The organism is Kluyvera ascorbata ATCC 33433, assembly GCF_000735365.1.
Classification (GTDB): domain Bacteria; phylum Pseudomonadota; class Gammaproteobacteria; order Enterobacterales; family Enterobacteriaceae; genus Kluyvera; species Kluyvera ascorbata.
Genome location: NZ_JMPL01000174.1, coordinates 1 through 6601 on the forward strand (window position 1 = coordinate 1; position 6601 = coordinate 6601).

8 protein-coding genes are annotated in these 6601 nt (G+C 52.4%); 7 read left to right on the plus strand and 1 reads right to left on the minus strand.

All coding sequences use genetic code 11. The features are described from left to right. Positions 1–110 precede the first annotated feature (110 nt). The 7 genes from GKAS_RS22235 to GKAS_RS22265 all read left to right on the plus strand — a co-directional run bounded on the left by GKAS_RS22235 (position 111) and on the right by GKAS_RS22265 (position 6136). On the plus strand, positions 111–458 hold the full coding sequence (locus GKAS_RS22235; RefSeq protein WP_035897558.1) for a YidH family protein: 348 nt from the start codon (positions 111–113) through the stop codon (positions 456–458). Further along, complete coding sequence (locus GKAS_RS22240) at positions 448–810, plus strand: DUF202 domain-containing protein (protein ID WP_035897560.1); 363 nt, start codon at positions 448–450, stop codon at positions 808–810. The genes GKAS_RS22235 and GKAS_RS22240 overlap by 11 nt, the downstream gene beginning before the upstream one ends. Continuing rightward, positions 807–1928: an anaerobic sulfatase maturase gene (locus GKAS_RS22245; RefSeq protein WP_167540433.1), complete on the plus strand. Its 1122-nt coding sequence runs from the start codon at positions 807–809 to the stop codon at positions 1926–1928. Before GKAS_RS22240 ends, GKAS_RS22245 begins: the two co-directional genes overlap by 4 nt. A 109-nt stretch (positions 1929–2037) precedes the next feature. Beyond that, positions 2038–2850, plus strand: coding sequence for a helix-turn-helix domain-containing protein (locus GKAS_RS22250; RefSeq protein WP_035897563.1), 813 nt, complete (start codon positions 2038–2040; stop codon positions 2848–2850). Positions 2851–3096: 246 nt separating this feature from the next. Beyond that, a complete protein-coding gene (locus GKAS_RS22255; protein ID WP_035897565.1) occupies positions 3097–3411 on the plus strand; it encodes a PTS sugar transporter subunit IIB in 315 nt (104 codons plus the stop codon). A 9-nt stretch (positions 3412–3420) separates the two neighbouring features. Beyond that, positions 3421–4809 (plus strand): glycoside hydrolase family 1 protein, encoded by a 1389-nt coding sequence (locus tag GKAS_RS22260; protein WP_035897567.1) that lies wholly within the window; start codon positions 3421–3423, stop codon positions 4807–4809. A 1-nt stretch (position 4810) separates the two neighbouring features. After that, complete coding sequence (locus GKAS_RS22265; RefSeq protein WP_035897569.1) at positions 4811–6136, plus strand: PTS sugar transporter subunit IIC; 1326 nt, start codon at positions 4811–4813, stop codon at positions 6134–6136. A gap of 47 nt (positions 6137–6183) precedes the next feature. Here the strand turns inward: GKAS_RS22265 and GKAS_RS25170 are convergent. Then, the coding region (locus GKAS_RS25170) for a hypothetical protein (RefSeq protein WP_035897571.1) at positions 6184–6601 on the minus strand (418 nt) is incomplete at its 5' end.

Genomic DNA, 6601 nt, shown 5'->3' on the forward strand with positions numbered 1-6601 from the left:
TGACGCAAATTTCAGCTAACCTGGTCGTGCAGCCTGATTGATTGTTTTAGCCCAGTGGTCAGGTAGAATTGTTGATACTTTGAACAATCGGGAACCATCAAGGAGTAAAGATGAAAATTTCCCGCCTTGGAGAAGCACCCGATTACCGCTTTTCACTGGCTAATGAGCGCACGTTTCTGGCGTGGATTCGCACCTCGCTGGGATTTCTGGCCGCGGGTGTGGGGTTAGATCAGCTGGCACCCGACTTCGCGACGCCGGTGATTCGCGAGGCGCTGGCGCTCCTGCTGTGCCTGTTTGCCGGTGGTCTGGCCATCTATGGCTACCTGCGCTGGCTGCGTAATGAAAGAGCGATGCGCCTGAAAGAGGATCTGCCCTATACCCGCAGCCTGCTGGTGATAAGCCTGATCCTTACTCTAGTCGCTGTGGTGGTGATGCTGCTGGTGCTTTATGCCGGATAGCCGCAAAGCCCGCCGTCAGGCTGACCCTGGGCTACAGCCTGAGCGCACGTCACTGGCCTGGTTTCGCACCTTGCTTGGCTACGGCGCGCTGATGGCGTTAGCGTTGAAGCATAATTGGCATCAGGCAGGCGCACTATTTTGGGTTTCGCTAGCCGTGTTGGCGGTTGTCGCCATCATCCTCTGGCGATACACCCGCAATCGTAATGTAATGGACGTTAAGCACAGCGATTTTTCCCAGCCGGGCGCGGTGCGTGACAAATTTATGATCTCTCTCGCGGTGTTATCCCTCGCAATGTTGTTTGCTGTTACCCACATTCGCCAACTCATTATTTTTATCAGGGATTTAGCATGACAGGATGTCAGGTAATGGCCAAACCGGCCAGCTCTCGCTGTAACCTTAACTGCCGCTACTGTTTCTATATCGAAAAACCCGAACAGCCGATGATGGATGACACCACGCTGGAGCGATTTATCAGCCAGCACATCGCGGCGCAGCCGGGGCCGGAGGTTAGTTTTGCCTGGCAGGGCGGAGAACCTACGTTGTGCGGGCTGGCTTTTTTTCAGCGCGCGCTGGCGTTACAAAGGCAGTATGCCAATGGCAAAAAGATCCACAACGCCTTCCAGACCAATGGCCTGTTGCTCAACGATGACTGGTGTCGTTTTTTTCGCGAGAACGGCTGGTTGGTGGGCATTTCACTCGATGGCCCGGCGGACCTTCACGATGCCTGGCGCGTTAATCGCAGCGGCAAACCGACGCACCATAAGGTGATAAAGGCAATTGAGACGCTGACGAAACACGGCGTTGAGTTTAATCTGCTGGTGGTGGTTAATCGCCTGAATAGCCAGCAACCGCAGCGCTTGTATCGTTATCTCCGCGGCCTCGGCACGCCGTTTTTACAGTTTATTCCGCTGGTTGAGCGCAATGGTAGCGGCAAACTCAGCGCTGAATCGGTCACCTCTGAGGACTGGGGTGCCTTTTTGACGGGCGTATTCGATCTCTGGGTACGTGAAGATATTGGCCGGGTTTATGTTCAGCTGTTTGACTCGACGCTTGGCGTCTGGAGAGGCTATCCGTCGCAGATGTGTGCATTCAGCGAAACCTGCGGCCATGCTTTTGCGCTGGAGGCTAACGGCGATCTCTACCAGTGCGATCACTACGTGTATCCCGAATATTATATCGGCAATATTCATCAACAGACGCTACAGGCGCTGAACGTGACGCCTGAGGCGATCGCTTTTGGGCAGCAAAAAAAACAAGGTCTGAAAGATGACTGCCGCCAGTGTCCAGTGCTTCAGTTTTGTCACGGCGATTGCCCAAAACACCGGCTGGCCAACGGCAAAAGCGCGCTTTGTCACGGCTATCGCCACTTTTTCACCTACAGCGCGCCATACATGAAAGCGATGCGTGACCTTCTCAAACAGCGCCGCTCACCGCGGGAATTGATGGCGATGTTAAGCCAGGCTTCATAAGCTTTTTCTGTTTGCCAGACGGGTCTGCCGGATGGCAAACAGGTCAAGGTTCCCGCTACGGATTCTGGTATCACTATCTCTTCACTGTGATGATGCATCTGGAGTCTCTATGCCGCTCGTGCTGCCCCGGGAAACGCACTTTCACCATCCGCTGGAAAGCGTGGTATTCCATTTCTGGAAACCGGAAAAAAATATCAGCCATGAACACACCCATGAATACTGCGAACTGTTTCTGGTGGGCAGCGGCAGCGGGATACACGTCATCAATGAAAAACCGTATCTGCTGAGTAGCGGTACGCTCTGCTACCTGAATCGCCAGGACTACCATCTGTTTGAAGAAATGAAAGCGTTACAGCAGGTGAATCTGCTTTATCTGGGGCGCGATAACTTCAACTTTATCAAGCAGATCGACTATCTCCTGCCGCAAGAGGATGAGAGTAACGTCTGGCAGGTGGACGTAGGCATTATGCAGCGGGTATTTGACCGTCTCGCCAGCCATAACGAAGCGGAGTTCAGCGACAAACTGCTGGCGGAAAGCCATAAAGAGATGATTTTTCTTGAAGTGCTGCACACTCTGAATCTGTGGCGCTATAAAACCCAGGATTTTCACTCCAGCGAAGACCGCATCAGCCAGGTGCTGATTCGCCTCAACGGCCAGTGGCAGCAGCCGCTCGACCTCGACGCGCTGTGCCACGAATTCGGTCTCTCCCGACGCACGCTCCAGCGTGGTTTCAGCGACTACACCGGCGTCTCTCCCCAGCAATATCTCGCCCGCGTGCGGCTATTGCAGTCACACTATCAGCTGCGTTTTACCAACGATTCGGTGAACGACATTGCGATTCGCTGCGGCTTTGGCGACGTTAGCTACTTTTCTCGGGTTTTTCGTCGTCAGTTTGGCGTTTCACCAAATCAGTGCCGTTAATCGGCCAGAGTGGGAGGTAATGCATAAAAAAAGAATAAAAATAACACTAATAAATTTAAAAGTAACATTTACATGTTGCTGTTTATAAGAAATAAATTGTCATTTTATTCATCTGTAACAATAAAAGTACCAGCGATATAAATCGGTTTTGTGCCGCCCTTCACTTGTCGCTTTCTACCATACTACGCAGAATATATTTTGCCGCATTTCAGCGGAATATCACGCTTATAACGCCAGGGGAAAATGATGAAGAAGATCTTTTTATGCTGCGCAGCGGGCATGTCGACCAGTATGTTAGTAGAAAGAATGAAACAATCTGCCGCTAGCCGCGATATTGATGTGGATATTACCGCCGTCCCGGTTTCTGAATTCGATCAGATCATCGAAGAGGCCGACGTTATTTTGTTAGGCCCGCAGGTGAAATTCCAGCTTCAGCGTTTAGCGGCCGCCGCTGAGCCGCAGGGCGTGCCGGTGGCTGCTATTGATATGATGCAATATGGCTCGATGCAGGGCGATAAAGTTCTGGATCACGCGCTGTCATTATTAGCCAAAGCACAATAAGGACGGGCCATGAAATACCATTTTCCTGATAATTTCTGGTGGGGCACCGCAACCAGCGCTACGCAATCTGAAGGCCGAATTCCCGGCGATGGCAAAGGCGATAATATCTGGGATTATGCCTCGCATCACTTTAACGAGCGCTTTTTCCAGGGCGTCACGGCGGATGATACCTCGACGTTTTATCAGCATTATCGGGAAGATATTCAGCGCGCTAAAGATATTGGTCTGAACTCCTTTCGCACCTCGCTCTCCTGGTCGCGGCTGATCCCCGACGGCGACAGTGAGGTCAATCAACAGGCGGTAGCGTTTTATAACGCCGTGATTGATGAATTGCTCGCGCAGGGTATTGAACCCTTTATTAATCTCTACCACTTCGATATGCCGATGGCGCTACAGGAAAAGGGCGGCTTTGAAAATCGTGAAGTGATTGATGCCTTTGCCCGCTATGCGCGTATTTGCTACCAGCTGTTTGGCGATCGTGTCCGCTATTGGTTCACCTTTAACGAACCGTTAATTCCGGCAGAAGCAGGGTATTTACACCCTCGTCATTACCCCTATGTCACCGATTTCCGCCGCGCGGCACAGGTGTTGCACCACATTGTGCTGGCGCACTGTAAAGCGGTGGCCGCGTGGCGTGAATTGGGTCTCGACGGGCAGATTGGCATTATTATGGACGTTATTCCCGTCTACCCGCGCAGCGATACGCCGGAGGATTTACGGGCCGCCGCCATGGCGGACCTGTTTTATACCCGCAGCATTAATGAACCTATTTTATTGGGGAAATACCCGGACGAACTGGTGGCGATTCTGCGCGAACATGATCGGTTGCCGGAATATTTAGCACAAGACTGTGCGCTTATCGCCAATACGCGTATCGACCTGCTAGGAATTAACTATTACCGTCCGCGTCGGGTAAAGGCACGCGAAACGCCGCTGGCAGAGCCTCACGGTTTTGTGCCGGAGCGCTTCTTTGAAGAATACATTATGCCGGGACGCAGAATGAATACCTCGCGCGGCATTGAGATTTATCCTGCGGCGCTTTATGACATCGCGATGGTGGTGAAAGAACGCTACGGCAATTTACCGTGGTTCGTATCTGAAAACGGCATCGGTATTCAGGACGAAGAACAATTTATGGTGAACGGCCAGGTGCAGGACGATTACCGCATTGAATTCCTGAAAGAACATTTGGGCTATCTCCATCAGGCAATAGCCGACGGCAGCCATTGTCTGGGTTACCACATGTGGACGTTTATTGACTGCTGGTCGTGGCAGAACGCCTATAAAAATCGCTACGGATTCTATCGCCTTGATTTAGCCACCCAACAGCGGTCGCTGAAAAAATCCGGGCAATGGTTCTCAACGGTGATTGCCAATAACGGATTCGAGGGGGAGTAACATGTCTTACTTTGAACGGCTGGCGGAAAAAATGCTGCCGGTAGCGAATGCTATTGGCAATCAGCGCCATATGCAGGCTATTCGTAACGGCTTAATCTCTATTCTACCGCTGACGATTGTCGGTTCGTTTTTCGTTATTCTGCTGAATATCCCGATTAAAGGGTACATGGATTTTATCGCACCGTGGCGCGATATTCTTGATGTGCCTTTCCGCTTTACCGTCGGGCTGATGTCGCTGTACGCCGCGTTCACCATCGGCTCGTTTTTAGGCAAAAGCTATAAGCTCAACGACATTACCAGCGGCCTGCTGGCGATGCTCGCCACGCTGCTGATGATTGTTCCGGTCAATATTAAAGAGGGCGTTACCGTCGCCGGTGATGCGATTTCCGGGCGTTATATTCCGGTGGCTTCGCTGAGTTCACAGGGGCTGTTTGGGGCGATCATCTCCTCGCTGATTGCCATTGAAATCTATCGTTTTATTAAAGTACGCAATATCGAAATTAAGATGCCCGCAGGTGTGCCGCCGGTGGTTGCCAGCTCCTTCTCGGCGCTGTTTCCGACGCTGGCGGTGGTGCTGATTTTCTGGGTTCCACGACACTTTTTAAACATCGATATCAACGCCATCATCAGCTACATCATCATGCCGTTGAAAGGCTTTATGACCGGCACCAACCTGTTCGGCGGTATCGTCACGCAGTTCTTTATCGACCTGTTCTGGGTCTTTGGTATTCACGGTCACGCCGTAATGGGGCCGCTGATTCGCCCGCTGTGGGATCAGGCGATTGTGCAGAATATGGAGTTATTCCAGGCCGGGACCAGCGCTTACGACCTGCCGAATATCTTCACTGAACAGTTCTTCCAGTGGTACGCGCAGATGGGCGGTACGGGATCGACGTTAGCACTGGTGGTGTTGTTCATCCGATCTAAAGTTATCTATCTGAAATCACTGGGTAAGCTGTCATTTATTCCCGGTCTCTTCAACATCAATGAACCGATGATTTTCGGCGCGCCGATCGTCATGAACCCGATACTGGCAGTGCCGTTTATCCTGGCGCCGATGGTCAATACGGTGGTGGTGTATCTCTTTACCATCAGTGGATTGATTCCGCGCATGATGGTGAAACCGCCGTTTACCATCCCGGCGCCGCTGGGGGCGCTTATCACCACCAACTGGAACCTGATTGCCTGCGGTCTGGTGTTTATCTGCTTCTTTATCTCGTTGGCTATCTACTACCCGTTCTTTAAGGTCTATGAGAAGAAAATGCTGGAAACGCAGCAGGCCCAGCAGGAAGAAGAGGAGAAGGCGAAGCTGCTGGCGGATGCCTGATAGGAACAAAGTGCGCGCCCGCCGCTGCCCTGGCAGGCGCGCTTTTATTAATTTTTGACTTCTATGACTTCCAGCAGCGTGGACCCGGTTTTTGCCTCGTGTGGCACATCGCGGAAAATAGGCAATGATTCCCAGCGCAGCCAGTAGCGATTCTGCGGACTGTAGTCGCTGTTTTGCGCGGGGATCAACTGCACTTCCGCCTGCGGCTCAATACCCTGCTGCGGTTGTCGCAGCGCATCAGGCAGCGGTGAAATCAGCGGGCGTTCGCCCACCACCGTAAGCTCCCGGTCATCAATAATCCACACTCCGCTTCCGGCCCAAATAGAGGTCCACTCCACCTCAAGTTTGCCGTTGCCGATAGCGCGCGGCGCACTGAGCGTCACGTCTGGCGGAATAGACCCGCCGCCGTTAAAGTCCCAGCGGAAATCCCATTGGCTGATCTGCGTTTTTTGCCAGCGGCCGGTG